21 protein-coding genes are annotated in these 26300 nt (G+C 58.7%); 14 read left to right on the top strand and 7 right to left on the bottom strand.

All coding sequences use genetic code 11. The annotated features are described in order from the left end of the window. Positions 1 to 3 precede the first annotated feature (3 nt). The 7 genes from FNY10_RS01540 (at position 4) to FNY10_RS01510 (ending at position 8639) form a co-directional block, all read left to right on the top strand. Positions 4 to 1029 carry a FecCD family ABC transporter permease gene (locus FNY10_RS01540; RefSeq protein WP_160702570.1) on the top strand — a complete coding sequence of 342 codons (1026 nt, stop codon included), beginning with the start codon at positions 4 to 6 and terminating at the stop codon, positions 1027 to 1029. Next, positions 1026 to 1817 (top strand): ABC transporter ATP-binding protein, encoded by a 792-nt coding sequence (locus FNY10_RS01535; protein WP_141965155.1) that lies wholly within the window; start codon positions 1026 to 1028, stop codon positions 1815 to 1817. Before FNY10_RS01540 ends, FNY10_RS01535 begins: the two co-directional genes overlap by 4 nt. Before the next feature lie 272 nt (positions 1818 to 2089). Next, on the top strand, positions 2090 to 3013 hold the full coding sequence (locus FNY10_RS01530) for an aminoimidazole riboside kinase (protein ID WP_131047574.1): 924 nt from the start codon (positions 2090 to 2092) through the stop codon (positions 3011 to 3013). Positions 3014 to 3179: 166 nt separating this feature from the next. Beyond that, on the top strand, positions 3180 to 4697 hold the full coding sequence (locus FNY10_RS01525; protein WP_100686023.1) for a carbohydrate porin: 1518 nt from the start codon (positions 3180 to 3182) through the stop codon (positions 4695 to 4697). A 136-nt stretch (positions 4698 to 4833) separates the two neighbouring features. Next, a complete protein-coding gene (locus FNY10_RS01520) occupies positions 4834 to 6204 on the top strand; it encodes a sucrose-specific PTS transporter subunit IIBC (protein ID WP_131047573.1) in 1371 nt (456 codons plus the stop codon). Beyond that, positions 6204 to 7604 (top strand): sucrose-6-phosphate hydrolase, encoded by a 1401-nt coding sequence (locus FNY10_RS01515; RefSeq protein WP_160702091.1) that lies wholly within the window; start codon positions 6204 to 6206, stop codon positions 7602 to 7604. Before FNY10_RS01520 ends, FNY10_RS01515 begins: the two co-directional genes overlap by 1 nt. A gap of 30 nt (positions 7605 to 7634) precedes the next feature. Further along, the gene (locus FNY10_RS01510) at positions 7635 to 8639 is read left to right on the top strand and encodes a LacI family DNA-binding transcriptional regulator (protein ID WP_131047571.1); all 1005 of its coding nucleotides are present in this window, start codon (positions 7635 to 7637) and stop codon (positions 8637 to 8639) included. A gap of 16 nt (positions 8640 to 8655) precedes the next feature. Here the strand turns inward: FNY10_RS01510 and FNY10_RS01505 are convergent, their stop codons facing one another. Further along, on the bottom strand, positions 8656 to 9585 hold the full coding sequence (locus tag FNY10_RS01505) for a LysR substrate-binding domain-containing protein (protein WP_160702093.1): 930 nt from the start codon (positions 9583 to 9585) through the stop codon (positions 8656 to 8658). 171 nt (positions 9586 to 9756) lie between these two features. Here FNY10_RS01505 and FNY10_RS01500 point away from each other — a divergent pair, with 171 nt between their 5' ends. From FNY10_RS01500 to FNY10_RS01470, 7 genes are read left to right on the top strand one after another with little or no spacing between them, the layout of a single operon-like run. Continuing rightward, entirely contained in the window at positions 9757 to 10707 is a 951-nt protein-coding gene (locus tag FNY10_RS01500; protein ID WP_160702095.1) for a branched-chain amino acid ABC transporter permease, read from the top strand. 9 nt (positions 10708 to 10716) lie between these two features. Further along, positions 10717 to 11823, top strand: coding sequence for a branched-chain amino acid ABC transporter permease (locus tag FNY10_RS01495; protein WP_131047568.1), 1107 nt, complete (start codon positions 10717 to 10719; stop codon positions 11821 to 11823). Beyond that, a complete protein-coding gene (locus FNY10_RS01490) occupies positions 11820 to 12587 on the top strand; it encodes an ABC transporter ATP-binding protein (protein ID WP_160702097.1) in 768 nt (255 codons plus the stop codon). Before FNY10_RS01495 ends, FNY10_RS01490 begins: the two co-directional genes overlap by 4 nt. Next, a complete protein-coding gene (locus FNY10_RS01485; protein WP_131047566.1) occupies positions 12580 to 13299 on the top strand; it encodes an ABC transporter ATP-binding protein in 720 nt (239 codons plus the stop codon). The genes FNY10_RS01490 and FNY10_RS01485 overlap by 8 nt, the downstream gene beginning before the upstream one ends. 27 nt (positions 13300 to 13326) lie before the next feature. Next, on the top strand, positions 13327 to 14484 hold the full coding sequence (locus FNY10_RS01480) for a branched-chain amino acid ABC transporter substrate-binding protein (RefSeq protein ID WP_160702099.1): 1158 nt from the start codon (positions 13327 to 13329) through the stop codon (positions 14482 to 14484). A gap of 17 nt (positions 14485 to 14501) precedes the next feature. Further along, positions 14502 to 14984 (top strand): L-2-amino-thiazoline-4-carboxylic acid hydrolase, encoded by a 483-nt coding sequence (locus FNY10_RS01475; protein ID WP_100686013.1) that lies wholly within the window; start codon positions 14502 to 14504, stop codon positions 14982 to 14984. After that, entirely contained in the window at positions 14981 to 16222 is a 1242-nt protein-coding gene (locus FNY10_RS01470; RefSeq protein WP_160702101.1) for a Zn-dependent hydrolase, read from the top strand. The genes FNY10_RS01475 and FNY10_RS01470 overlap by 4 nt, the downstream gene beginning before the upstream one ends. A gap of 45 nt (positions 16223 to 16267) precedes the next feature. On the opposite strand, the gene FNY10_RS01465 is transcribed toward FNY10_RS01470, so the two are convergent. From FNY10_RS01465 to cadA, 6 genes are all read right to left on the bottom strand, one after another. After that, positions 16268 to 17290, bottom strand: coding sequence for an ABC transporter permease (locus FNY10_RS01465; RefSeq protein WP_191121248.1), 1023 nt, complete (start codon positions 17288 to 17290; stop codon positions 16268 to 16270). Positions 17291 to 17309: 19 nt separating this feature from the next. Then, positions 17310 to 18794, bottom strand: a complete 1485-nt coding sequence (locus FNY10_RS01460) for a sugar ABC transporter ATP-binding protein (protein WP_100686010.1) — start codon at positions 18792 to 18794, stop codon at positions 17310 to 17312. 33 nt (positions 18795 to 18827) lie between these two features. Next, positions 18828 to 19751: a sugar ABC transporter substrate-binding protein gene (locus tag FNY10_RS01455; RefSeq protein WP_100686009.1), complete on the bottom strand. Its 924-nt coding sequence runs from the start codon at positions 19749 to 19751 to the stop codon at positions 18828 to 18830. A gap of 811 nt (positions 19752 to 20562) precedes the next feature. Then, positions 20563 to 22080, bottom strand: coding sequence for a lysine--tRNA ligase (gene lysS, locus FNY10_RS01450; RefSeq protein ID WP_141965162.1), 1518 nt, complete (start codon positions 22078 to 22080; stop codon positions 20563 to 20565). Positions 22081 to 22537: 457 nt separating this feature from the next. Continuing rightward, the gene (gene dtpD / locus FNY10_RS01445; RefSeq protein WP_131047562.1) at positions 22538 to 24001 is read right to left on the bottom strand and encodes a dipeptide permease DtpD; all 1464 of its coding nucleotides are present in this window, start codon (positions 23999 to 24001) and stop codon (positions 22538 to 22540) included. A gap of 140 nt (positions 24002 to 24141) precedes the next feature. Next, positions 24142 to 26289 carry a lysine decarboxylase CadA gene (cadA, locus tag FNY10_RS01440; RefSeq protein ID WP_100686006.1) on the bottom strand — a complete coding sequence of 716 codons (2148 nt, stop codon included), beginning with the start codon at positions 26287 to 26289 and terminating at the stop codon, positions 24142 to 24144. Between the last annotated feature and the right edge of the window lie 11 nt (positions 26290 to 26300).

Here is a 26300-nt window from a genome sequence, read left to right as displayed (position 1 = left end):
GCCATGACGCACTACCGTCGCATTCTGCGCCGCCGTGTCGTCTTGCTGCTGCTGTTGCTGCTGCTGATCGTCGCCTCGCTGCTACTCGACTTTGTGCTCGGGCCGTCAGGCATGTCGCTGCATACCCTGTGGCAAACCCTGACGGATCCCGGCAGCGCAGCGGCCGGAACGCGGGTGATTGTCTGGGATATTCGTATGCCCTACGCGCTGATGGCGGTGGTGGTTGGCCTTGCGCTGGGGCTGGCTGGCGCCGAGATGCAAACTATCCTCAATAATCCGCTCGCCAGCCCTTTTACCCTCGGCGTCTCCTCGGCGGCGGCGTTCGGCGCGGCGCTGGCTATCGTGCTGGGGATTGGGATTCCCGGCATTCCCGGCCAGTGGTTTACCTCCGCTAACGCGTTTCTGTTTGCCCTGCTGGCCGCCCTGCTGCTGGACGGCGTAACCCGCTGGACCCAGGTCGCCACTTCCGGGGTCATCTTATTTGGTATCGCGCTGGTATTTACCTTTAACGCCCTGGTGTCGATGCTGCAATTTGTTGCCAACGAGGACACGCTGCAGGGGCTGGTATTCTGGACTATGGGCAGTATCGATCGCGCCTCATGGCAAAAGGTGGGGATTCTGTTTGCCGTCCTGGCGGTCGTGATGCCGCTTTCCATGCTCAATGCCTGGAAGCTGACCGCGCTGCGCCTCGGCGAAGACCGGGCTATCAGCTTTGGCATCAACGTCCGTCGCCTGCGTCTGACCACGCTGTTGCGAATCAGCATCCTATCGGCGCTGTCGGTGGCCTTCGTTGGCCCAATCGGCTTTATTGGCCTCGTCGCGCCGCATATCGCACGCCTGGTTTTTGGTGAGGATCACCGCTTTTATCTGCCCGCCAGCGCCTTGACTGGCGCCCTGGTGCTGTCACTGGCCTCGGTGGCGTCGAAAAATTTGCTGCCTGGGGCGATAATCCCGGTGGGGATCGTCACCTCGCTGGTCGGCGTTCCTTTCTTCCTGAGTATTATTTTACGCCATCGGGGGAACGTATGAGCCTGCACACCTCGGCGGAATCAGGGCTGGCGCTCGGTCATTTCAACGCCGGTTATCCGAAACGTCAGGTCATTCACGATCTGACCGTCCCCCATCTGCCGCGCGGCAAAATCACCGCGCTTCTCGGCCCCAACGGTAGCGGAAAATCCACGCTGATGCGGGCGATGGCCGGCCTTGGCCCATCGACGGGGGAATTGTCGCTGGCCGGGGAAAACCTGCTGACGCTGCCGTTCGCCAGGCGCGCGGAAAAAGTGGTTTATCTGCCGCAAACGCTGCCTGCGGGCGTGCATCTGCACGTACTGGAGTCGATTATCGTCGCCCGACACGCTGCCGGCGGCGTACGTGCAGATAGTGAGGAGGAAGTGATGTCCCTGCTGCGCCAGTTAGGCATAGCGCATCTGGCGTTACGCTACCTTGACCAGCTCTCCGGCGGGCAAAAACAGCTCGTCGGCCTGGCCCAGTCGCTTATCCGCCAGCCGTCATTACTCCTGCTGGATGAGCCGCTCAGCGCGCTGGATTTGAACTATCAGTTTCACGTGATGGACCTGGTTCGCCGGGAGACCCGGCGGCGCAATATCATCACCCTGGTCGTGGTGCATGATATTAATATTGCCCTGCGCCATGCCGATCATGTGCTGATGCTAAAGGAAGGCCGACTGCTGGCCGACGGCGCGCCGTCGCAGGTGATTACCCCGGAGATACTCGCGACGGTCTATGGCGTACGCGGACGGATTGAGCCCTGCTCACAGGGAATCATGCAGGTGATTATCGACGGCCTGGCGGAGTGAGAATAAGACGCCGTCCGGGTAAACAACGATGCCCGGTCGGCGCCGGATTCACGGCGTTGGCAAACTAAACGTTAACCTCCGGGATACAAACAGGCTTTCGTTCATTGCCAGCCGCATCATACTCACCCCGGCGTGCCCCCCTCCCCGCTCCCGCTGCGCCGTTTTTTTGCCCGGCTTCTCACTTTATCGATCGCGGCGTTTCGTTCATCATCAGGCTATGCTTAAATAAGCTAAACCGGTTTAATTAAGTTTAGCATTGAGGTAGAAACAGTATGAATGCAAAAGTATGGGTACTTGGCGATGCGGTGGTGGACCTGCTGCCGGAAAGCGGCGGTCGCCTGTTGCAGTGCCCCGGCGGCGCGCCGGCCAATGTGGCGGTAGGCGTCGCCCGCCTGGGCGGCAACAGCGGGTTTATCGGCCGCGTCGGCGACGATCCCTTTGGGCGTTTTATGCAGCAAACTCTGCGCCAGGAACAGGTGGATATCCGCTACATGCACGCTGACCCGCAGCACCGGACGTCTACCGTGGTGGTCGATCTCGACGGCGAGGGGGAGAGAACCTTTACCTTTATGGTGCGCCCCAGCGCGGACCTGTTTTTACAGCCGGAAGACCTGCCGTCCTTCGCCGCCAACGAATGGCTGCACGTCTGCTCCATCGCACTCAGCGCCGAGCCCAGCCGCAGCACCACCTTCGCGGCGATGGAGAGAATCAAATTAGCCGGCGGCCGGGTCAGCTTTGACCCCAATATTCGCGCGGATCTCTGGCAGGATCCGGAGCTGCTGCGCACCTGTCTCGACCGCGCGCTGCGTCTGGCGAACGTGGTGAAGCTGTCCGAAGAAGAGCTGGCGCTGATCGGCGGCAGCGATGATGTCTCCGCGGGGATAGCCGCCCTGACCCGGCGCTATCAGCCAGAACTCCTGCTGGTCACTCAGGGCAAAGCCGGCGTGCTCGCCGCTTTTCAGCAACAGTTCACCCACTTCCCCGCCCAGCCGGTGGTCAGCGTCGATACCACCGGCGCAGGCGATGCGTTTGTCGCCGGGCTGCTGGCCAGCCTTGCCGCTAAGGGAATGCCCGCGGATCTCGCGGCGCTGGAACCGGCAATTATGCAGGCACAAACCTGCGGGGCGCTGGCCACTACCGCCAAAGGGGCGATGACCGCCCTGCCCTACCAGCACGATCTGCATCACTCATTTTGATCCTTTCGGGCTGCTCCGGCAGCCCACTTTGTTGCATCCATCACATTTATTAAATCGGTTTAGCAATTTCTGTTCCCAGATGTTAAAGGTCATGTTTAACATAGCACCTAAACCGGTTTAGCAAAAAACACAACTCTGTCAATTTTACGTTTGGGATGCGACTAACATGTATAAAAAAAGCACACTTGCGGTTCTTATTACTTTGCTAACCGGCGCGGCCTCGGCTCATGCGCAAACGGATCTGAGTAGTATAGAAACCCGTTTGATGGCACTGGAGAAACGCCTGCAGGATGCAGAAAACCGGGCTCAAAGCGCAGAAAACCGCGCCGAGTCGGCAGAGAAAAAAGTCCAGCAGCTCACCACGCAGCAGCAAAAAACGCAGGACACAACCCAGCAAGTCGTTCAACGCACCGCGAAGCTGGAGAAAAAAGCCGACGAGAAAAGCGGGTTTGAGTTCCACGGCTACGCCCGTTCCGGCGTCATCATGAATGACTCCGCCGCCAGTACCAAATCCGGCGCCTACATGACGCCTGCCGGGGAAACCGGCGGAGCCATCGGCCGTCTGGGGAATCAGGCCGACACCTATGTCGAAATGAACCTTGAACATAAGCAGACGCTGGATAACGGGGCAACGACGCGCTTCAAAGTGATGGTGGCCGACGGCCAAACCACCTATAACGACTGGACGGCAAGCAGCAGCGATTTGAACGTGCGCCAGGCTTTCGTCGAACTGGGTAATCTGCCCACCTTCGAGGGCCCCTTCAAAGGTTCGACCCTGTGGGCCGGGAAACGCTTCGACCGCGACAACTTTGATATTCACTGGATAGACTCCGACGTGGTCTTCCTCGCCGGGACCGGCGGCGGTATTTATGACGTGAAGTGGAACGACAGCCTGCGGAGTAACTTCTCGTTATACGGGCGCAACTTCGGTGATATTGCTGATTCCAGCAATAGTGTGCAGAACTACATCCTCAGCATGAACAACTTCATCGGCCCGGTGCAGGTGATGGTCAGCGGGATGCGGGCGAAAGATAATGACGAGCGTAAAGATACCAACGGTAATCTGGTCAAAGGCGATGCGGCCAATACCGGGGTGCATACGCTGCTCGGTTTGCACAACGACAGCTTTTATGGCCTGCGTGAAGGGCTCAGCAAAACGGCTCTGCTCTATGGCCACGGGCTAGGCGCAGAAGTGAAAGGCGTGGGTTCCGACGGCGCGCTGCGCCCGGGAGCAAATACCTGGCGCTTCGCCAGCTACGGCACCACGCCGCTGAGCAAGAACTGGTTTATCGCCCCGGCGGTGCTGGCGCAGAGCAGTAAAGATCGCTATGTCGATGGCGACAGCTACCAGTGGGCGACGCTCAACCTGCGTCTGATTCAGGAGATCACTCAGAACTTCGCCCTCGCTTACGAAGGCAGCTATCAGTACATGGATCTCAAACCCGAAGGCTACAATGACCGCCATGCGGTGAACGGTAGCTTCTATAAACTCACCTTCGCCCCTACCTTTAAGGTCGGTAGCATCGGTGATTTCTTCAGCCGTCCGGAGATCCGCCTCTACACCTCGTGGATGGACTGGAGCAAAAAACTGGATAATTACGCCAACGATGACGCTTTAGGCAGCAACGGTTTTAAATCGGGCGGCGAATGGTCGTTCGGTATGCAAATGGAGACCTGGTTCTGACGGCTAGCGTCTGACGCCAGAAAAACCGGGGCGGCGGCGAGTCGGCCAGCGCCCCGGACACAATAACGACGCAGAAACTGCGCCCCCGTGCACACGGGACCACAACACGAAAATCATTACGCATTCAGAGGGTACTATGGATTTTGAACAGATTTCCCGCTCGCTGCTTCCGCTTCTGGGAGGCAAGGAAAACATTGCCAGCGCCGCGCACTGCGCCACGCGCCTGCGTCTGGTACTGGTCGATGATGCGCTCGCCGACCAGCAGGCTATCGGCAAAATTGAAGGCGTAAAAGGATGCTTTCGTAACGCCGGACAGATGCAGATTATTTTTGGCACCGGGGTCGTAAACAAAGTTTACGCCGCCTTTATTCAGGCCGCCGGCATCGGCGAATCCAGCAAATCGGAAGCCGCCGACATCGCGGCGAAAAAGCTTAATCCGTTCCAGCGTATCGCTCGCCTGCTGTCGAACATCTTCGTACCGATCATTCCGGCCATCGTCGCCTCCGGCCTGCTGATGGGCCTGCTCGGCATGGTCAAAACCTACGGCTGGGTCGACCCGGGCAACGCTATCTACATCATGCTGGATATGTGCAGTTCGGCGGCGTTTATTATTCTGCCGATCCTGATTGGCTTTACCGCCGCCCGCGAATTCGGCGGTAACCCCTATCTCGGCGCGACGCTCGGCGGCATTCTGACCCACCCGGCGCTGACCAACGCCTGGGGCGTGGCCGCCGGTTTCCATACCATGAACTTCTTCGGCCTCGAGATCGCCATGATCGGCTATCAGGGAACGGTGTTCCCGGTGCTGCTGGCGGTGTGGTTTATGAGCATCGTTGAGAAGCAGCTGCGCCGCGTGATCCCCGATGCGCTGGACCTGATCCTGACGCCGTTCCTGACGGTGATTATTTCCGGTTTTATCGCCCTGCTGATTATCGGCCCGGCGGGTCGCGCGCTGGGTGACGGCATTTCATTCATTCTCAGCACCCTGATTAGCCACGCCGGCTGGCTGGCCGGACTGCTGTTTGGCGGTCTCTATTCGGTTATTGTGATCACCGGTATTCACCACAGCTTCCACGCCATCGAAGCGGGCCTGCTGGGCAATCCGTCCATCGGCGTCAACTTCCTGCTGCCGATTTGGGCAATGGCCAACGTCGCCCAGGGCGGGGCCTGTCTGGCGGTGTGGTTTAAAACCAAAGATATCAAAATCAAAGCCATTGCCCTGCCGTCGGCGTTTTCCGCTATGCTGGGCATCACCGAAGCGGCGATTTTTGGTATCAACTTACGCTTTATGAAGCCGTTTATCGCCGCGCTGATCGGCGGGGCGGCGGGCGGCGCGTGGGTCGTCTCCATGCACGTCTACATGACCGCGGTGGGCCTGACGGCGATTCCCGGTATGGCTATCGTGCAGGCCAGCTCGCTGCTGAACTACATTATCGGGATGGTCATCGCCTTCGGCGTTGCCTTTATCGTCTCCCTGCTGCTGAAATACAAAACGGACGCGGAATAATGTCACTTCCATCACGCCTGCCTGCGATTTTGCAGGCCGTTATGCAGGGCCAGCCGCGCGCGCTGGCCGATAGTCACTATCCTCGCTGGCACCATGCGCCGGTCACCGGGCTGATGAACGACCCCAACGGCTTTGTCGAATTTGCCGGGCGCTATCACCTGTTCTATCAGTGGAACCCGCTCGCCTGCGACCATAAGTTCAAATGCTGGGGGCACTGGAGTTCTGCCGATCTGCTGCACTGGCGGCATGAACCGATTGCGCTGATGCCGGACGAGGAGTATGACCGCAACGGCTGCTACTCAGGCAGCGCGGTGGATAATCGCGGGGCGCTGACCCTGTGCTATACCGGCAACGTCAAGTTTGCCGACGGCAGCCGAACCGCCTGGCAGTGCCTGGCGACGGAAAATGCCGACGGCACCTTCAGCAAGCTGGGGCCGGTCCTGCCGCTGCCGGAGGGCTATACCGGCCACGTGCGCGACCCGAAAGTATGGCGGCATGAAGGCCGCTGGTACATGGTTTTGGGTGCCCAGAATCGACAAGAACGCGGCAAGGTGCTGCTGTTTAGCTCTGTGGATCTCCATCAATGGATCAACGAAGGCGAAATCGCCGGCGCCGGCATCAACGGACTGCACGATGCCGGTTACATGTGGGAGTGTCCGGACCTGTTCCCGCTCGCCGACCAGCATATTCTGATTTGCTGCCCGCAGGGGATAGCCCGCGAGAAAGAGCGCTACCTCAACAGCTATCCGGCGGTGTGGATGGCCGGCAGCTTCGACTACGCCAGCGCCGCCTTCACGCACGGCGCGTTGCACGAACTGGATGCCGGGTTTGAGTTCTACGCCCCGCAAACCATGCAGACCAGCGATGGCCGTCGGCTGCTGGTCGGCTGGATGGGCGTACCGGACGGCGAGGAGATGCGCCAGCCGACGCGAGCCCACGGCTGGATCCACCAGATGACCTGCCTGCGCGAACTGGCGTGGGTGGACGGCAAACTCTTTCAGCGCCCGCTGCGCGAACTGAGCGCCCTGCGCGGCGAAGCCCGCGGCTGGCAGGGGAACGTTCTGCCGCTGGCGCCGCTGGAAATCGCCCTCGATACCGCCGGTGACGACGCGTTAAGTCTCGATTTCGGCGGCGCGTTAACCCTTGAGCGCGACGGCAGCGGAATCCGCCTGGCACGACGCAGCCTCGCCAACGACGAGATGCTCTATCGTTACTGGCGCGGCGAAGTCCGCTCGCTGCGGATTTTTATCGACCGCTCGAGCGTGGAGATTTTCATTAACGATGGCGAAGGGGTCATGAGCAGCCGCCTGTTCCCGGACTATCCCGCACAGCTGGTTTTCAGCGGCGCGACGCCGGCAACATTCTGCTACTGGCCGCTGGAGCCATGCATGGTAGAATAAGCGTTTTGCTTTCAGGCGCATGTTGTTGTGATGAAAACCAAACGCGTTACCATTAAAGATATCGCTGAACTGGCTGGCGTGTCGAAAGCGACCGCCAGCCTGGTGCTGAACGGTCGTGGCAAAGAGCTACGCGTGGCGCAGGAAACGCGCGAGCGCGTGCAGGCTATCGCCCGCGAACAACATTATCAGCCCAGTATCCACGCTCGCTTGCTGCGCGATAACCGCAGCCACACCATCGGTCTGGTGGTGCCTGAAATCACCAACTACGGATTTGCCGTCTTCTCTCATGAGCTGGAAATGCTCTGCCGCGAGGCGGGCGTTCAACTGCTTATCTCCTGTACCGACGAAAACCCCGGTCAGGAGAGCATGGTGGTCAATAATATGATTGCCCGCCAGGTTGACGGGCTGATCGTCGCCTCCTGTATGCATAACGACGCCGATTACCTCAAGCTCAGCGAACAGCTGCCGGTGGTGCTGTTTGACCGCTGCCCCAACGACAGCACGCTGCCGCTGGTGATGACCGACTCCATCAGCCCGACGGCGGATCTGATTTCCCGCATTGCGCCTTCGCATCGCGATGAGTTCTGGTTTCTCGGCGGGCAGCCGCGCCTGTCGCCCTCCCGCGATCGCCTCGCCGGGTTTACCCAGGGGCTGACAAACGCCGGGGTCGAACTGCGTCCCGAGTGGGTGATTAACGGCAACTATCACCCGAGCTCCGGCTATGAGATGTTCGCCGCGCTCTGCGCGCGTCTCGGACGGCCGCCGAAGGCGCTGTTCACCGCCGCCTGCGGTCTGCTGGAAGGGGTGCTGCGCTATATGAGCCAGCATCATCTGCTGGATTCCGATATCCACCTGGCCAGTTTCGACGATCACTACCTTTATGATTCACTGTCGCTGCGTATCGATACCGTGCAGCAGGACAATCGCCAGCTGGCCTGGCACTGCTATGATCTGATAAGCCAGCTGATCGACGGCAATACGCCAGAGCCACTACAGCGCTACCTGCCCGCGACGTTGCAGATTCGACATCGCTGACGCATTAACGCGGGGCTTAGCTTAACGCCTCGTTGCGTAACCAGCTCTGCAACAGTTTGCCGTTTGGCGTCATCTCGCTGTCCTGGCGCACGCAGAGGTAGTAATCCCGACCATCATCGATCGCCGCATCGAAGATTTTCACCAGCTCGCCGCTCTTCAGGTAGGGGGCTATCAGCGGCTCGCGCATCAGCGCGCAGCCCAGCCCCGCCTGTACGCCCGCCAGGGTCAGCAGGCCATCCTCAAATAGCGCTCCCGTCGAGCGCGGCGGACGCTTAACCCCCTGCTGCACAAACCACTGGTTCCATGTCGTGCGCTCCTCGTCGTGCAGCAGCGGCATCTGCAAGAGCTGCTCCGGGGTATCGATATGCCCGTGCAGGCGCAGAAAAGCCTGACTGCATACCGGCACCATTTTTCCGGAAATCAGTTTTTCGCTTTGATAGCCCGTCCAGTGGCCGTTGCCAAAGCGGATCGACATATCGGAGGCGTCGCTGAGGTAGTTGCGGTGGTTGGCGTAAACCACGTTGATTTCGGTATGCGGATTGGCATGGACGAACGACGGCAGGCGGGGAATAAACCAACCCATGCCAAACAGCGGGATCAGGCTGATCGTCACCTGCTGGGTTTGTACCTGCTCGACCAGATGTTCGGTGGCCTGGCGCAGCACGTTAAACGCCGCACGAATAGAGCGGTAATACTCCCGCCCCTGCTGGCTGAGGGTCAGCCGCCGCCCCTGGCGTTCGGTGAGCGGGATCTGCAAATAGCCTTCCAGCACCTTCAGCTGATGGCTTACCGCCGAGGGCGAAATCGCCAGCTCCTGCGCCGCCAGGGTCACGCTTCCCAGCCGCGCGATCGCCTCGAAGGCGCGCACCGCCCGCAGCGGCGGATCGTTGTCTAACGTACTTTCCGACCAGCTAACCGGCTCCTGTGATTGTTCTGTTTTTTTCATATATTGATTTTCTTAGCGTATTTCTCTACCTGATGCATTATTTAATAATATTAAAAATCATAAAGATAGCTAACTACGCATTTATAATAAGAAAGAATATATGCGTATTTTACAATTTAATTCATTTGTTGGATGGTAGCTGTCATTCGAGCATCTTGTCGGAAGAATCAGTTGGACACACTCATACAACAAATTATCAACGGGGTCATGCTCGGCAGCATCTACGCCCTGATCGCGCTCGGCTACACCATGGTGTACGGCATCCTGCGCATTATTAACTTTGCCCACGGCGATATTCTGATGGTCGGCGCGTTAACCACCCTTTCCGGGATGAACGCGCTGAATGCCCATTTCCCCACTCTGCCGCCGCTGGCGCAGCTCGGACTGGCGCTGCTGCTGGCCATGGCGGTGTGCGCCCTGCTGGCGATGGCGGTAGAACGCTTTGCCTACCGCCGCCTGCGCAACGCCCCGCGCCTCGCGCCGTTGATCTCCGGGATCGGCGTCTCGGTGCTGCTGCAAACCGTGGCGATGATCGTCTGGTCGCGCAATCCGCTGATGTTCCCGCAGATCCTGCCGATGGACCCGATCGCCGTGACCCAGGGGAGCGCTGCGCATCCTCCGGCGCTCGTGACCGTCACCGGTATCGTCACCGTCGCGCTGGCGTTTGCCGTGATGCTCGGCCTGTGGCTGCTGGTGGAGTTCACCCACTTAGGCCGGGGGATGCGCGCAGTGGCGAAAAACCCGCGCATCGCCACGCTGATGGGCGTCAATCCCAACGCCATTATTACCCTCACCTTCGCCATCGGCGGCGTATTCGCCGCGCTGGCTGGGGTGATGATGGCCAGCAATTACGGCAGCGCCGGCTTCTCCATGGGCTTTCTGCCGGGGATTAAAGCCTTTACCGCCGCGGTGCTCGGCGGCATCGGCAATATTCGCGGCGCGATGGTCGGCGGCCTGTTGCTGGGCCTGATCGAATCCCTCGGGGCCGGCTATCTCGGCGACCTGACCCACGGCGTCTTTGGCAGCAACTATCAGGATATCTTCGCCTTTATGGTGCTGATCCTGGTGCTGGTCTTCCGCCCTGCCGGTTTACTCGGCGAGCGCGTTGCGCACCGGGCTTAGGAGAAAATCATGACAACGGCACAACTCGACACGCCTGTCGCCTCCCGCCGCTTCTGGTCCGGGATGACCCTGTTCGTCTGCGCCCTGCTGGTGGCGCCGATGGTCGCCAGCCAGCTCGGCGGCAACTACTGGGTGCGGGTCATCGACTTCGCCCTGCTGTATATCATGCTGGCGCTGGGACTGAATATCGTGGTCGGCTACACCGGCCTGCTGGATATGGGCTTTATCGCCTTCTACGCCGTTGGCGCATATCTGGCGGCGCTGCTGGCCTCGCCGCATCTGCTGGACGTGTTCCCGCTGTTAAATCACTGGCTCCCGGACGGCCTGCATACCTCTTGGCTGGTGATTATTCCGCTCGCCGCGCTGCTGGCCGCAGGCTGCGGCATCGTACTCGGCGCACCGACGCTGAAGCTGCGCGGCGACTATCTGGCCATCGTCACCCTCGGTTTTGGTGAGATTATCCGCATCCTGATGCGCAACCTCGACCGTCCGGTCAACATCACTAACGGCGCAAAAGGCATCTCCGGGGTCGATTCGCTGAATCTGTTCGGGCTGAAGTTTAGCGGCGTCTATCACTGGTTCGGTTTTAAAGTCCCGGCGCTGTGGCTGTGGTACTACCTGCTGATGCTGGTGATTGTGGCGATTATTTTTGTCTGCCTGCGGCTACAGCACTCGCGCATTGGCCGCGCCTGGCATGCCATCCGCGAGGATGAAGACGTCGCCCGCGCGATGGGCATCAACCTGCGTAACTACAAGCTGTTGGCCTTCGCTATCGGCGCTTCCTTCGGCGGCGTGGCGGGGGCGCTGTTCGGCGCGTTCCAGGGTTTTGTCTCCCCGGAGTCCTTCACCCTGCAGGAGTCGATCGCAGTGCTGGCGATGGTGGTGCTCGGCGGAATGGGGCATATCCCCGGCGTGATCCTCGGTGCGGTGCTGCTGACCGCGCTGCCGGAGCTGCTGCGCAGCCAGGCGGCGCCGCTACAGCAGGCGCTGTTTGGCGAGGTGCTGATTGACCCGGAAATATTGCGCCAGTTGTTCTACGGCCTGGCGCTGGTGCTGGTCATGCTCCTGCGTCCACAGGGCATCTGGCCCGCGCGTCATCAGGGAGTCAAAGTATGAGCCTGTTAAGCGTACGTCATATGTCAAAGCGCTTCGGCGGCCTGACGGCGGTCGATAACGTCTCGTTGACCATCAACGAAGGCGAAATTTACGGCCTGATTGGGCCAAACGGCGCGGGGAAAACCACCTGCTTTAACCTGATAACCGGGCTCTATCCGGCGGACAACGGCGAGTTCGCTATCGCCGGGCAGCCCTACTTCCCGAAAAATATCGAGAAGGTCACCGCCGCCGGTATCGCCCGCACCTTCCAGAACGTGCGCTTGTTTAACGAGATGTCGGTGCTGGAAAACGTGATGGTCGGCCGCCACGTGCGCACCCGCAACGGTCTGTGGGCCGCGCTCTCCCGCCATAAACGCGCCCGCGCCGAAGAGGCACAGACCCGCGAGCTGGCGTGGCACTGGCTGGACTACACCGGTATCGCGCAGTTCGCCCACTACCGCGCCTGCGACCTCGCCTACGGCCACCAGCGGCGGCTGGAAATTGCCCGCGCGCTGGCGACCGATCCGCGCCTGCTGGCGCTGGATGAACCGGCGGCCGGGATGAACGCCGCCGAGAAGATGGCGCTGGGCGAACTGCTGCTGCGCATCCGCGACGACGGCAAAACCCTGCTGATGATTGAGCACGACGTCAAACTGGTGATGGGCATCTGCGATCGCCTGATGGTACTGGATTACGGCAAAACGCTGACCAGCGGAACGCCGGAGACCGTGCGCCGCGATCCGGCGGTAATCGCCGCCTGGCTTGGAGGGAATGCCCATGTCTGATCTGTTAACCGTCACCGGCCTCGGCGTGCACTACGGTGGTATCCAGGCGGTGCGCGATGTCTCATTCAGCGTTAAAGCGGGTGAGCAGGCTACGTTAATCGGCGCCAATGGCGCGGGCAAAAGCTCCACCGTGCGCGCCATTACCGGGCTGGAGCCTTTTAGCGGCGAGATTATTTTCAACGGTAAACCGCTGCGGCGACGCAAAGCGGAGTCGCTGCTGCGCGAAGGGCTGGTGATGGTACCGGAAGGCCGCGGCATCTTTACCCGCATGACGGTGCTGGAAAACCTGCAAATGGGCGCCTGGCTGCGTCGCGATAGCGCGGCGGTCCGACAGGAGATGGACGAAATCTTCGCCAACTTCCCGCGCCTTGCTGAACGCCAGCATCAGTTGGCCGGGCTGCTTTCCGGCGGCGAACAGCAGCTGCTGGCGCTCAACCGCGCCCTGCTCAGCCAGCCGCGTCTGCTGATCCTTGATGAGCCGTCAATGGGCCTGGCGCCGCTGATGGTCGAGAACGTTTTCCGCGTGATAGCCACTCTCCGTCAGCGCGGCGTGGCGCTACTGCTGATTGAGCAGAACGCGCGCCTGGCGCTGGAAGCCACCGACAGCGCGTGGGTGATGGACAGCGGCAGCATTGTCGAGCGCGGTGCCTCGCAGGCGCTGCTGGCCGACGACCGTATCGCACAGATTTATTTGGGCGAAATACCCGCCTGACACACTAACCAGCCTCAGGGAAAAACAATGAAAACAGTCAAAATCAGTGCGCTCAGCGCCGCTATTCTGCTCAGTGGCTTTGCCTCATCCGCCGCCTGGTCTGCGGCCAGCGAAACCGTCATTATCGGCCTGGCGGGTCCGCTGACCGGCCCTTCCGCCCGTATCGGTAAGGATCTGGAAAACGGCGCGCAGCTGGCGATTGATGATATCAACCAGCAGCATCCGACCATCGGCGGCAAGGCGGTGACCTTCAAACTGCAATCGGAAGACGATCAGTCCGATCCGCGTACCGCGGTTGCCGTTGCCCAGCGTCTGGTGGACAGCGGCGTCGCCGGCGTGATCGGTCACTGGAATACCGGCACCAGCATTCCCGCCGCACGGGTTTACCACGATGCCGGCATCGCCCAGGTAGCCCCGGTCGCCACCGGACACGCCTATACCAGACAGGGCTTTGACACCAGCTTCCGCGTGATGGGCCACGACGATGACGGCGGCCAGTTTGCCGGACAGTACGCGGTGCAAACTCTGAAGGCCAAACGCATCGCGGTGATCGATGACCGTACCGCTTTTGGTCAGGGGCTGGCGGACGAGTTCATTAAGTCGCTGGAAGCACAGGGCGTGAAAATTGTTGACCGTCAGTATGTTGACGACAAGACGGTCGACTTCAGCGCCGTGCTGACCGCGATCCGCAGCAAAAACGCCGACCTGATTTTCTTCGGCGGCGTCGATAGCCAGGCCGCTCCGCTGGCGCGGCGGATCAAACAGCTGGGGATGAACGCCACCCTGATGGGCGCCGGCGGTTTCGTCAGCCAGACCTTCCTCCAGTTGGCGCAAAAAGAGGGTGACGGCGTGGTGGCACTGGAGCCGGGCCTGCCGGTCGACCAGATGCCGGGCGGCAAAGCCTTTGAGCAAGCCTACCAGTCGCGCTACCACACCCATATCGAGCTGCACGCGCCGTTCGCCTATGACGCCACCCGCGTACTGGTGGCGGCGATGGAAAAAGCCGACTCCGTCGACCCGACCGACTACCTGCCCGCTCTGCGCGCGATCGACTACTCCGGGGTCACCGGGAAAATCGCCTTTGATAAAGAGGGCAACCTGAAATCGCCAACCTTTACCGTTTACAAAGTCGTCGACGGCAAATGGCAGCCGCAAACCGTACTCGGCGGCGCAACAACGAAGTAACGCAGTGGGGCAATGTGATGAGTGATAATAATGAACTGGGCATTCTCGCCCGCCGCAAGATTGAAGCCGAAATTATTAAGCCGATTTACGCCATCCTGGTGCGCGAGATAGGCAAGGCTCGCGCCCAGGCGGTCATCGGCGAAGCGATTGAAAACGCCGCCATCGAGGCGGGAAAAGCCTTTGCCAGCCAGGAGCCGGACGGCGCGAACATCCAGAGCTTTGTCGCCCTGCAATATCTGTGGGAAAAGGACAATGCGCTGGAGGTCAAGGTGCTGGACGCCGACGACCAGCAGTATAACTACAACGTTAACCGCTGCCGCTACGCCGAGATGTACCACGAAATGGGCCTCGGCGAGATTGGTCACCTGCTCTCCTGCGCCCGCGATGACAAGTTTATCGTCGGCTACGCCCCGGACGTGGAGTTGACCCGCACCACCACCATTATGCAGGGCGGAAAGTGTTGCGACTTCCGCTATCGCGTGAAAAAGGACAAACCATGATAACCGTCAACGGCGAACGTCTGTGGTCAACGCTCAACGCGATGGCGCGTCTCGGCGCCACGCCTGCGGGCGGCGTCACCCGACTGGCGCTTAGCGATGAGGACCGGCAGGCGCGCGACCTGCTGCGCGAGTGGGCGCGGGAAGCCGGTTTTCCCTGCACAGTCGATAGTATGGGCAATATGTTTATCCGCCGCGCCGGTAAAAATTCGCAGCTGGCCCCGGTGTTGACCGGTTCGCACGTCGATTCCCAGCCGCTCGGCGGCCGCTATGACGGCATTTACGGCGTGCTGGCCGGGCTGGAGGCGCTGCGCACGCTGAACGATCGCGGCATAGAGACCGAGCGCGATATCGTGCTGGTCAACTGGACCAACGAGGAAGGGGCGCGCTTTGCCCCGGCGATGCTCGCCTCCGGCGTGTGGGCCGGGCAGTTTAGCGAAGCTTTCGCGCTGGCCCGCGAAGATCGCGACGGCATCAGCGTCGGCGCGGCGCTGGAGGCTATCGGCTACCGCGGCGAACGTCCGGCAGCCGCATTCCCGCTGCACGCCTGTTATGAGGTGCATATCGAACAGGGGCCGATTCTGGAAGAAGAAGGGGTTGATATCGGGCTGGTGGACGCGGCGATGGGCCAACGCTGGTTCAACGTCGCGCTGGAGGGCTTTTCCGCCCACGCGGGCACCACGCCAATGGGCAGTCGCCGCGACGCGCTGACCGCTTTCGCCGAGCTGGCGCTGGCGGTTGAGCAAATCGGCATCGCCCACAATCCCGATGGCCGGGCGACCATCGGCATGGCGCAGGTGATACCGGGATCGCGCAACGTGGTGCCGGGGCGCGTAACCTGCAGCGTTGAATTTCGTCACCCGCAAACCCCGGCGCTGGCAGCGATGGAACAGGCGCTGCATCGTGCCGCCGCAGAGCTGGCGGCACGCCGCGTGACGGCGACAGTCGAGCGTATTTTCGATTACGCCCCTATCGCCTTTGATGCAGAGTGTCTGGCCCGCAGCCAGCAGGCGGCAAAAGCGCTGGGCTACAGCGCCCGACGTATGGTCTCCGGCGCCGGTCACGATACCTGCTATATCAGCAAGGTCGCGCCCGCCAGCATGATTTTTATCCCCTGCGAGAAAGGGATTAGCCATAACGAGGCGGAAAACATTCTGCCCGCATGGGCAGAAAAAGGGGCCAACGTGTTGCTCAACAGTTTACGCCTGGCCGCCGATGAGCCGGAACCGGACGCGGCGTAGAAAGTCATAGAGCCCGCGGCAGCTCAGGCCGCGGGTTCTTACCGGTTAATGCTTCTTGCGGTTACGGCGCATGTCTATCGTCACCGCCGCAACAATAATAATCCCTTTGATAATATCCTGAACGTAAGCGTCGACGCCGACGAAGGTGAAGCCGCTTTTGATTAAACCGAGAATCATCGCGCCAATCAGAGTCCCGGTGATGCGGCCGACGCCGCCCATCAGGCTGCTGCCGCCGATAACGGCCGCGGCGATCGCGTCCAGTTCGTAGGACATCCCCATACTGGACTGCCCGCTGCTGACGCGCGCCGCCAGCACCACTCCGGCCAGCCCCGACAGCGCGCCGGCGATGGTGTAGACGATAACCAGATACTTATTCACATTGATGCCGGACACTTTTGCCGAGGTCATGTTGCCGCCGATGGCGTAAACATATTTACCGTAGCGGGTGTGCTTCAGGGCGATGTGAAACAGGGCGGCAATCACGAAGAAAATAATCACCGGCATCGCCCCCTGACCAATCGACGTAAAGCTGTCGGACAAGAAGCTGATAGGATTTCCCTGGGTGTAATATTGTGCCAGACCGCGGGCGGAAACCATCATCCCGAGGGTGGCGATAAACGGCGGGATCCCGGTGCGGGTGACCAAAAAGCCGTTGGTTAATCCGCAGATCAGCCCGACGCCAATCCCGGCGCAAATGGGAATGACCGCCGGCAGGTTAACCAGCGACGGGAACATCGGCGTCAGGCTATCCGAGGTTTGCGCCAGGCTTGCCGCCACCACGGCGGCAAGGGCAATGACCGAACCGGAGGAGAGGTCAATCCCGGTGGTGATAATGACCTGCGTGACGCCGACGGCGATAATCCCGATAATGGCGACCTGCAGGACGATCAACACCAGGCGGTTGGTATTCATCAGAAAAGACTGGTCGCGGACAAACCAGCCGGCAATTTCAAATGTCAGGGCGATAACCAGCATAACAATAAAGATACCGGTATCTTTCGGCAATTTATGGCGTAAATTACCGAGGAAAGAGGATCGCTCATTTGCCGCGGTTGCGGTTAGTTTCATATTACTCATTCTCTACACCTCAGTGGGATGCCAACGACAAAATGGTTTCCTGATCGGCTTCGTCTTTGTCGAGGATGCCGGTAATACGCCCTTCGTGCATGACCATAACCCGATCGCTCATGCCGAGAATTTCCGGCAGTTCAGAAGAGACCATAATGATCGCGACGCCACGGTTGGCCAGTTCGCTTATCAGATGATAAATTTCAGCTTTCGCCCCCACGTCAATCCCGCGGGTTGGTTCATCAAGAATTAATATTTTCGGCTGTGCCAGCAGCCAGCGGGCAATTAAGACCTTTTGCTGATTACCGCCGCTCAGGTTATTAATAATTTGATCCATGGTCGGGGTTTTTATATTCAGTCGACGGATCTGTTCCATGCAGTCTTCCGCCATCTTCATATGTTTGACGAACCCGCTCTTGCCGATATATTCCGGCATATTGACGATACTCATGTTTTCCATCACCGAGAGCACGAGGAACAGCCCGGACTTTTTGCGATCTTCCGTCAATAGCGCCATCCCTTTTTCAATGGCCACGGAAGGCGAGTCGATCGTCACCGGCTGGCCGTCAATCAACACTTCGCCGCTGTCAAAGCGCTCCATCCCGAACAGGCTCTCCATCACTTCGCTGCGCCCGGCGCCGACCAGACCGGCAACGCCGAGAATTTCTCCGCGGCGGACGCTGAAATTCACCTCTTCGAAATAGCCCTGGCGCGTCAGATTGCGGACCGTTAACACCTCCTCGCCAATCGTATTATTGAATTTCGGGAACAGCTGAGTTAATTCGCGGCCCACCATTTGGGTAATCAGCGACTGACGGGTAAATTCACCCGTCTGCCGACTGCCCACCCAGGTCCCGTCGCGAAAGACGCTAATTTCATCGGTAATCGCGAAAATCTCATCCATTTTGTGGCTGATATAAATAATGGCTTTGCCCTGCTCGCGTAAATCGCGAATGATGGTAAACAGGTGCGCCACTTCGCTTTCCGTCAGCGCCGAGGTGGGTTCATCCATAATGACAATATCCGCGTTCCACGATACCGCTTTGGCTATTTCCACCATTTGCTGGGCGGCAATGCTGAGATCGCCCACCAGCCGGTCGGCGGATAAACGGATATTCAGTTTATTGAGCAGGGTCTGAGTCTGGCGGGTCAGCTGCCGATGGTCGACAAAGCCGTATTTCATCGGCTCGCGCCCCAGCCAGATATTTTCCGCCACCGTCATATGCGGCACCAGGTTCAGCTCCTGGTGGATCATCGAGATCCCCGCGCGCAGCGCATCCATCGTATCCTGGAACTGCACCGGTTCACCCTTCACCCGGATCGCGCCCTTATCGGGACGGTAAATCCCGATAAGGCACTTCATCAGCGTCGACTTTCCCGCACCATTTTCCCCCATCAGGGCGTGCACCGTCCCCGGGCGCACGCGTAATGAGACGTTATCGAGCGCCTTCACGCCAGGAAAGAACTTACTGATACCTTCGGCTTCAAGTGCAAAAGCGTTCATACATCACCCTCCGTACCGCTGAGCCAGAAATGATTATTTTTGATTACGACTGACAAATTCAGACATATTCTGTTTGGTAATCAGCTGGTAAGGGATATCGATGACTTTTTCGACTTTTTCCCCGTGCGCCAGTTTGACGGCCGCATCCACCGCCCCTTCCCCCTGCCCTTTGGCATCCTGGAAAATCGTGGCGATCATCTTGCCGTTTTTCAGCATCTGCAGGGCGTCAGGCGTCCCGTCGACCCCGGCGATCAGAATGTGCTTCGGGTTGCTCCCCAGCGCCTGCAGCGCGCCAATCGCCATTTCATCGTTATTGGAGGCGATCGCCTGAATATCTTCCCCGCTGGTCATCCAGTTACTCACCACATCAACGGCATCGTTACGCATAAACTTCGCCGTCTGCTTCTGGACTATCTTGATATTCGGGTATTTCGCGACGACCTCTTCCACGCCTTTGGTACGGTCGCGGGTGGATTCGTTCGCCAGGTCACCCAGCAGAATCGCCACGTTACCTTTGCCGTTCATCGCCTTCGCCAGCGCTTCCATCTGCAGACGGCCGGCCAGCACCGAATCCGAACCAACGTAGGCCATTTTGTCGGTCAGCGGAACCTGAGGGCGGCGGTTAACGAAGACCAACGGAATCCCGGCTTTGGTCGCCTGATCGATAATCGGCTTCACGGCGTTGGTATCGACCGGGTTGACGATGATGGCATCGACGCCCTGGCCAATAAAGTTTTGCACCTGCTGCAACTGCTGCGCGACATCGCCCTTGGCATCCTCAACCTGCGATTTCACTCCCTCTTTTTGCATCTCTTTTTGCATAGCAGTACGCAGGATAGTCAGGAAGTTATCGTCGAAAAGTGCCATCGACACGCCGACGGAGAGATCTTTTGCCATCACCGCGGCGGGCAACATACAGACTAACAAAGAGGCAACAATCGTTTTCTTGATGTTCATAGTTGTTCCTTGGGGTTCAGTGATATGCCAGTTCATCGAGATGAAATGAAAAATTCATTTCGGAAAACGTTTTTCTGATACCGACCGACTCGCCAGTCAGAAATCTTTCTTCTGACTGCACTGTTTTGGCACATTTTTACCAGAACCACTTAATTCAGTGGTTTTTTTAATGAGTTATTAAAACAGTAGTTCATAAATCATACGATTTATCGGCTGGTCAATTTCAGATGGTTTATTTCATTAACAACACATATGAAACTTTTATAATTAAATAACTGAAATGAAAATTTTAAAACCACCTGATAACAGAACTTTGACAGATATCTAACATTGCGGCATAAACGCGCAAAAAATGAGAGGCGCCCAGCAGTTTGCGCACAAGCCGCGGGCCTGCCGCTGGCAATCCGCCAGAGGGGATTACCCACCTGAATAAAAGGGGTATTTGAAACATCAGCGGCGTTTTCAGGCGTCTGAGCTGCCGCAGACGCTTGCCTGCCCCCCCGGACGCGACGTCACGGGGAGGATAAAAAATACGCTGAAGGCCAGCCTGGAGGGGGGATGAACCAGGTTGCGCAGCGCAGGGTGGCGAGGCGTGTGGACGAGCACAATTCCCCCCTAAGACGATGAATGCCGGTGGGCTGACGGTTACAACCGGGTCATTTCACTCAGCCCGGGCCACTGAAACGCAAAACAGCGCCCAGAGGCCGTACCTCACCCGTCTGGCGCGAGGACGGCGGCCTTCCACCGGCAAATATGAGGCATAAAAAAGCCCCCGGCTCTGACGAACGGGGGGCCTGGTCGTGGACGTAACTTATTTCTGCGGACGCATTGCCGGGAACAGGATGACGTCGCGGATAGTGTGGCTGTTAGTAAACAGCATCACCATCCGGTCGATCCCGATCCCCAGACCGGCGGTCGGCGGCAGGCCGTATTCCAGCGCGGTCACGTAGTCTTCGTCGTAGAACATCGCTTCGTCATCCCCGGCGGCTTTGGCATTCACCTGGTCCTGGAAACGCTGCGCCTGGTCTTCGGCGTCGTTCAGCTCGCTGAAGCCGTTACCGATTTCACGGCCGCCGATAAAGAACTCAAAGCGGTCGGTAATTTCCGGGTTCACGTCATTACGGCGCGCCAGCGGAGAGACTTCCGCCGGGTATTCGGTGATAAAGGTCGGCTGAATCAGGTGCGCTTCCGCCACTTCATCAAAGATTTCGGTGACGATACGCCCCAGCCCCCAGCTCTTCTCAACGTGAATGCCGATGGACCCGGCAAGGGCTTTCGCTGCGGCAAAGTTATCCAGATCCGCCATCTCGGTCTGCGGACGGTATTTCTTGATAGCTTCACGCATGGTCAGTTTTTCAAACGGTTTGCCAAAGTCGAAGATCTGGTCGCCGTAGGGGACTTCCGTTTTACCCAGCACGGTCTGCGCCAGAGTGCGGAACAGGGATTCGGTCAGTTCGATCAGATCTTTGTAATCCGCATACGCCATATAGAGTTCCATCATGGTGAACTCCGGGTTGTGACGCACCGAGATACCTTCATTACGGAAGTTACGGTTGATTTCGAATACCCGTTCGAAGCCGCCCACAACCAGACGCTTCAGGTACAACTCCGGCGCGATACGCAGGTACATGTCCATATCCAGCGCGTTGTGATGGGTGATAAACGGACGCGCCGCCGCGCCGCCGGGGATCACCTGCATCATCGGGGTTTCGACTTCCATAAAGCCGCGGCTCACCATGAACTGGCGCATCGTCGCGAGGATCTGCGAACGGACTTTAAACGTACGTCGGGATTCGTCGTTGGCAATCAGATCCAGGTAGCGCTGACGATAACGGGCTTCCTGATCCTGCAAGCCGTGGAATTTATCCGGCAGCGGGCGCAGGGCTTTGGTCAGCAGACGCAGCTCGCTGCAGTGAATGGAGAGTTCGCCGGTTTGGGTTTTGAACAGCTTACCGCGGGCGGCGATAATGTCGCCAAGGTCCCACTTTTTAAACTGTTCGCTGTAGACGCCTTCCGGCAGATCGTCGCGCGCGACGTACAGCTGAATGCGGCCGCCGACGTCCTGCAGAGTGACGAAGGAGGCTTTCCCCATGATGCGACGGGTCATCATACGACCAGCGACAGAGACTTCAACGTTCAAGGAGGTGAGTGCTGCATTATCCTTGTCATCAAATTCAGTGTGCAATTGGTCAGAGGTATGGTCACGACGAAAATCGTTCGGGAACGGGATGCCCTGCTCACGAAGCTGAGCCAGCTTTTCACGACGGTTTTTCAGTTCATTATTAAGGTCAATTGCCTCATCGGCACTTTGTGCTTGTTGTTCAGACATGTTGGTTCCTCATAACCCTGCTTTCAAACTTGCTTCGATACATTGCCCCAGGCCACTCTCCGGCGCGCCCTGTTCCGGCGCTAATTCCGGAGAACAATCTTCATGGTCCTGGCTTCGGTTTCGGCTGATTTCACTCAGTCTTTGCTTACGTAACAGTTTTTTATCTTCGGCTTCATTACCTGCCAGAATATCCTCCCGCTATTCAGTAAACGGTGCAAGGAGCGGATTTCGCGCCAGTGTCGGGGATGCTGACCCCGGAGGCGGTGCTGCATTCGGCACCTCCCCGGCTCGCGGCGTAAACGCCTTAGCCGGGCTACCTGGCTCCAGTGTCGGGGATGCTGACCCCGGAGGCGACGCTGCGTTCGGGCCCTCCCCGGCTCGCGGCGTAAACGCCTTAGCCGGGCTACCTGGCTACCGGGCGGCATGATGTTGTCGCCCCGGTAAGCCCGGTGCCGCCTCAGGGAAGTTCACCGGCAGCCGCGCGGCGTTTGCCAACGCTGAACGCGGCGGCGAAGGCGACGACGACAATGACCGCCACGCTGCCCAGCGTCCATTCACCCATCTGGGCAAAGAAGTGCTGATACGCGGCAATCGCCGTATCGCTGATTTGCGACTCGGTGGTCTGCTGCGCGACGATACCCGCCAGCCAGTTGGCCACCGCCCCGGTCGCCAGCATATAAATGCCGGTCAGCACCCCGGTCACGCCCGGCATATTCAGGCGGGTGATCTGCGCCATCGCTACCGGGTCAATAAACAGTTCGGCAAAGCCCATCAGCGCCAGGCCGGCCACCATCATGCCCATCGATGCCTGCCCCTCCGCCGCACCGTGACGTGCGTTGAGGGCCAGCACAATAAACCCGCAGCCCATCAGCAGCAGGCCAAAAGCAAATTTCAGCCACACGCGCAGCACCGATCGCGTGCTGCCTTCCGGGCGCATCAGCCAGGCCAGCGCCACGCCCGCCGCCATCACGGCAACGGCGTTTACCGACTGGAAGAGAGCCGTCGGCACCTCAATGGCGAACAGCTGGCGGTTAACAAAGCGATCGATAAACAGGCTGATCGAACTACCGCCCTGCTGCGCCAGAACCCAGAACAGCGTGCCGGTCAGCATCAGCAGTACGATTTGCCACAGCGCGCGACGGTGCTGCGGGGAGTTCACCATAATGCGCGCCACCATTTGGGCGGCGAAAACGCAGACGATGGCCAGCAGATAGCCAGCGCCGTTATTTTCCAGCAGCAGGGTGAAAAACACCGGCGCCACGCAGAGCATGACCACCAGCCAGCCCCAAGTCGGCAGAACAAATTTCACCGTACGCAGCGCCTGTTTGTCGACGCCGCGGGTGTGGCTGAAATGGCGATGGCCGCTGAGGAAAATCAGCAGCCCGATAAACATGCCGATCCCCGCCAGCGCAAAACCGATATGCCAGCCATACCACTGCGCCGCCATCCCGCAGGCGATGGGCGCCGCGATGGAGCCGACGTTCCCGGCAGCGTACAGCAGCGAGAAACCGCCGTCGCGGCGAGGGTCGTCAGCGGCGTAGAGTTCACCCAGCAGGCAGCTGATGTTGGATTTGAACAGGCCGTAGCCGCAGATAATGATCGCCAGCGCGAGGTACAGACTCCAGGTTGCATCCGATTCAACGCCCAGCACGACGTGGCCGAGCGTCATCAACAGCGCGCCGACAATGACCGCCGTGCGATTGCCGAGCAGGCGGTCGGCAAGCCAGCCGCCGAGAATGGGGGTAACGTAAACCAGAGAAGCGTAAGCGCTGAACAGACTGATGGCGTGGCTGTCATCGAAGCCAAGCTGATGGGTGAGGTAGAGGATGAGTAAGGCACGCATGCCGTAAAAGCTGAAATATTCCCAGATTTGGATCGCGACGATGTAATAGATCGCACGCGGTTGTGAGGGTGTTTTCATGAGGTCTCCCTGCGGTCTGTCAAATTTGCCCGGCGGCGCGTTGCTCGCACGGGCCGACATGCGGATCGTAGGCCGGGTAAGCGCAGCGCCACCCGGCAATGAAAAAAGGGAAGTGGCCCGCCACTTCCCAGGAGCTTCAATTACTTGTTGTTTTCTTCTTTCAGCACTTTCACGGTGTAGCGGCCATCCGTCTGACAATAGGCGCCGTGGATATCGGTTTCGAAGCCCGGATAGTGGGCACCGATTTCGCACAGCATCTGCAGGAACTCCAGTACCGGACGACTCTCTTCGGTGATCATTTCACCCGGCATAACCAGCGGCACTCCCGGAGGATACGGCAGGATCATGTTGGCGTTGACGCGTCCCACCATCTCTTCGAGATACACCTCTTCGGTCTGACCGTGCAGCTCTTTCTGGAACGCGGCATACGGCGTGATCATCATGGTCGGCAGCACTTCGAAAGCGCGGAACATCAGCTCCGGCAGGTTATGATGCGTAATCAGTTTGTGAATGTTCTGCGCCAGTTCCTGCACACGCATGTTTTCGTAGAATTCAGGATCTTCGCGGTACAGCGACGGCAGCATGTTTTTCACGCGCAGGTTCAGGTCGAAGGCACGTTTAAAGTCGGTCAGCGCACGCAGCAGGCTCAGCGCTTTGGTTTTGTCGATACCGATACTGAACAGGAACAGCAGGTTGTACGGACCAGTTTTCTCCACCACGATGCCGTGTTCGTCGAGATACTTCGCCACAATGCTTGCCGGAATACCGAACTCATCCATGGTGCCGTCTTTCTTCATCCCCGGCGTCAGCAGCGTGACTTTGATCGGGTCGAGGTACATGTGTTCGTTATCGATGTTTTTGAAACCGTGCCATGCGCTATCGGAACGCAGCGGCCAGCATTCCGGGCCATCGATATGTTCCGGCTGCCAGACGTCGAAGAACCAGCCTTCGGATTCGCCTTTCAGACGTTTGATCTCTTTACGAAACTTAATGGAACGTTCGATAGAGCCATCGATCAGCCGCTTGCCGGCATTGCCTTTCATCATCGCCGCGGCGGTTTCAGTCGAGGCGACCACGCCGTAGTGTGGAGAGGTGGTGGTGTGCATCATGTAGGCTTCGTTAAAGGTCTCTTCGTTGACAGCGCCTTTAACGTGAATCATCGAAGCCTGAGAAAACGCCGCCAGCAGTTTGTGCGTGGACTGGGTTTCATAAATCACTTTCCCTTCCACGCGATCGCCGCTCATCCCGCATTTACCGGCATAGATTGGCGAGAAGTTGGTGTAAGGCACCCACGCGGAGTCAAAGTGGATAGATTTCACATCCAGCGTTTTCTTGATGAAGTCGGTGTTATACAGCAGACCATCGTAGGTGGAATTGGTGATCACCGCGTGTACCGGCCAGGTGGCGTTCGGCGTCTCTTTTACCCGTTTGGCGATAGTGGCGTGCTGAAATTCACTCTGCGGAATACCGCCGAGGATGCCGTAAGCGTTACGGGTCGGACGGAAGTAGATTGGCGTAATGTCGCTCATCATCATCAGGTGAGTCAGCGATTTGTGGCAGTTACGGTCAATCAGTACGGTGCTGCCAGCTGGTGCGGAGTACATGCCGACGATTTTGTTCGCCGTTGAGGTGCCGTTGGTCACCATGTAACTGCGTTCGGCGTTAAAGACGCGCGCAATATACTCTTCCGCTTCTTTATGCGGGCCGCTGTGGTCCAGCAGGGAACCCAGTTCAGAAACGGAAATCGAGATATCGGATTTCATGGTGTTTGAACCAAAGAAATCATAGAAGATGCTGCCGACCGGGCTTTTCTGGAAGGCGGTCCCGCCCATATGGCCTGGGGTACAGAAGGTGTATTTACCTTCACGCACATATTTGAACAGCGCTTTGGTCAGCGGCGGCAAAATGGTATCGATGTATTCATCGGTGTTCTGTCTGATTTTATCGGCGATGTCATCGGCGGCCCCCAGCGCATATTCGAAGAAGCGTACCTGCATCCGCAGATCGTTGAGGCTGACGTCCAGCGTGGAGTAGGTGTTAGCGAAAGCATACAGCGGCATATATTCGTTCAGCTTGCTGATCTCTTCGCACAGTTCGAGATTGTATTTATCCCAGTCGAAGATCACCCCGCACAGACGGGCATTGTTTTCGATCAGTTTCAGTAAATCTTCGCGGTCGTTCGGATAGACAATACGGAAGTCCAGGCGTTCAAGGGCGCGATGCAGTTCACGGATGGGTTCTTCTTTGAAGTAGACACCCATGTGATTCATGATTGCGATAACGTTCATAGTCAAATCTC

The organism is Klebsiella sp. Lac1, from assembly GCF_009825425.1.
Classification (GTDB): domain Bacteria; phylum Pseudomonadota; class Gammaproteobacteria; order Enterobacterales; family Enterobacteriaceae; genus Klebsiella; species Klebsiella electrica.
The sequence above is the reverse complement of the archived record's forward strand: the minus strand, read 5'-3'. Positions and strand labels throughout refer to the sequence as shown.

Excerpts from the sequence above, each read along its gene's own strand:
- FNY10_RS01540 (WP_160702570.1), top strand. The coding sequence starts at position 4 with ATGACGCACTACCGTCGCATTCTGCGCCGCCGTGTCGTCTTGCTGCTG.
- FNY10_RS01535 (WP_141965155.1), top strand. The coding sequence starts at position 1,026 with ATGAGCCTGCACACCTCGGCGGAATCAGGGCTGGCGCTCGGTCATTTC.
- FNY10_RS01530 (WP_131047574.1), top strand. The coding sequence starts at position 2,090 with ATGAATGCAAAAGTATGGGTACTTGGCGATGCGGTGGTGGACCTGCTG.
- FNY10_RS01525 (WP_100686023.1), top strand. The coding sequence starts at position 3,180 with ATGTATAAAAAAAGCACACTTGCGGTTCTTATTACTTTGCTAACCGGC.
- FNY10_RS01520 (WP_131047573.1), top strand. The coding sequence starts at position 4,834 with ATGGATTTTGAACAGATTTCCCGCTCGCTGCTTCCGCTTCTGGGAGGC.
- FNY10_RS01515 (WP_160702091.1), top strand. The coding sequence starts at position 6,204 with ATGTCACTTCCATCACGCCTGCCTGCGATTTTGCAGGCCGTTATGCAG.
- FNY10_RS01510 (WP_131047571.1), top strand. The coding sequence starts at position 7,635 with ATGAAAACCAAACGCGTTACCATTAAAGATATCGCTGAACTGGCTGGC.
- FNY10_RS01505 (WP_160702093.1), bottom strand. The coding sequence starts at position 9,585 with ATGAAAAAAACAGAACAATCACAGGAGCCGGTTAGCTGGTCGGAAAGT.
- FNY10_RS01495 (WP_131047568.1), top strand. The coding sequence starts at position 10,717 with ATGACAACGGCACAACTCGACACGCCTGTCGCCTCCCGCCGCTTCTGG.
- FNY10_RS01490 (WP_160702097.1), top strand. The coding sequence starts at position 11,820 with ATGAGCCTGTTAAGCGTACGTCATATGTCAAAGCGCTTCGGCGGCCTG.
- FNY10_RS01485 (WP_131047566.1), top strand. The coding sequence starts at position 12,580 with ATGTCTGATCTGTTAACCGTCACCGGCCTCGGCGTGCACTACGGTGGT.
- FNY10_RS01480 (WP_160702099.1), top strand. The coding sequence starts at position 13,327 with ATGAAAACAGTCAAAATCAGTGCGCTCAGCGCCGCTATTCTGCTCAGT.
- FNY10_RS01475 (WP_100686013.1), top strand. The coding sequence starts at position 14,502 with ATGAGTGATAATAATGAACTGGGCATTCTCGCCCGCCGCAAGATTGAA.
- FNY10_RS01470 (WP_160702101.1), top strand. The coding sequence starts at position 14,981 with ATGATAACCGTCAACGGCGAACGTCTGTGGTCAACGCTCAACGCGATG.
- FNY10_RS01465 (WP_191121248.1), bottom strand. The coding sequence starts at position 17,290 with ATGAAACTAACCGCAACCGCGGCAAATGAGCGATCCTCTTTCCTCGGT.
- FNY10_RS01460 (WP_100686010.1), bottom strand. The coding sequence starts at position 18,794 with ATGAACGCTTTTGCACTTGAAGCCGAAGGTATCAGTAAGTTCTTTCCT.
- FNY10_RS01455 (WP_100686009.1), bottom strand. The coding sequence starts at position 19,751 with ATGAACATCAAGAAAACGATTGTTGCCTCTTTGTTAGTCTGTATGTTG.
- lysS (WP_141965162.1), bottom strand. The coding sequence starts at position 22,080 with ATGTCTGAACAACAAGCACAAAGTGCCGATGAGGCAATTGACCTTAAT.
- dtpD (WP_131047562.1), bottom strand. The coding sequence starts at position 24,001 with ATGAAAACACCCTCACAACCGCGTGCGATCTATTACATCGTCGCGATC.
- cadA (WP_100686006.1), bottom strand. The coding sequence starts at position 26,289 with ATGAACGTTATCGCAATCATGAATCACATGGGTGTCTACTTCAAAGAA.